This is a genomic window from Streptomyces sp. NRRL B-24572 (assembly GCF_002156145.1).
Lineage (GTDB): Bacteria > Actinomycetota > Actinomycetes > Streptomycetales > Streptomycetaceae > Streptomyces > Streptomyces vietnamensis.
In genome coordinates this window covers 1-740 of the sequence record NZ_MWIG01000873.1, presented here as the reverse complement: position 1 = coordinate 740, position 740 = coordinate 1, and the positions used below count along the sequence as shown (strand labels likewise).

Genomic DNA, 740 nt, shown 5'->3' with positions numbered 1-740 from the left:
ACGCCGGCTACATGGCCGTCCAGGACAAGCACGCCCGCTCCCTGCCCGGCCGCCTCGTGGGCGTGTCCGTCGACGCCGACGGCAACCGCGCCTACCGCCTCGCCCTGCAGACCCGCGAGCAGCACATCCGCCGCGAGAAGGCCACCAGCAACATCTGTACCGCCCAGGTGCTGCTCGCCGTCATGGCCGGCATGTACGCCGTCTACCACGGCCCGGACGGTCTGAAGCAGATCGCCGAGCGCACCCACCGCTACGCCGCGATCCTCGCCGCGGGTCTCACCGCCGGTGGCGTCGAGGTCGTGCACGGCTCGTACTTCGACACGATCGCCGTCCGCGTGCCCGGCAAGGCCGACGAGGTCGTCGCCGCCNNCGCTGCCCGCCGGTCTGCTGCGCTCCGACGCGTACCTGACCCACCCGGTCTTCCACGCGCACCGCTCCGAGACCTCGATGCTGCGCTACCTGCGCAAGCTCGCGGACCGCGACTACGCCCTCGACCGCGGCATGATCCCGCTCGGCTCCTGCACCATGAAGCTGAACGCGACCACCGAGATGGAGCCGGTGACCTCGGCGAGGCGCTCCTCCAGCTCGGTGATGAGCGTGACGTAGCCCTGTGCCTGCTCGATCGGGGCGAAGGGGTGGATCTGGCCGAACTCGGGCCAGGTCACCGGCTCCATCTCGGTGGTCGCGTTCAGCTTCATGGTGCAGGAGCCGAGCGGGATCATGCCGCGGTCGAGGGCGTA

The 740-nt window shown here is 70.6% G+C and carries 2 pseudogenes; one reads left to right on the top strand and one right to left on the bottom strand.

Features of this window, described 5'->3' with window-relative positions:
• Positions 1 to 564 (top strand): annotated as a pseudogene (locus CCN56_RS37520) (glycine dehydrogenase (aminomethyl-transferring)); the annotation flags it as partial.
• On the opposite strand, the pseudogene CCN56_RS37515 reads toward CCN56_RS37520, so the two are convergent.
• Positions 483 to 740, bottom strand: a pseudogene (locus tag CCN56_RS37515) (hypothetical protein); the annotation flags it as partial. The pseudogenes CCN56_RS37520 and CCN56_RS37515 overlap by 82 nt on opposite strands.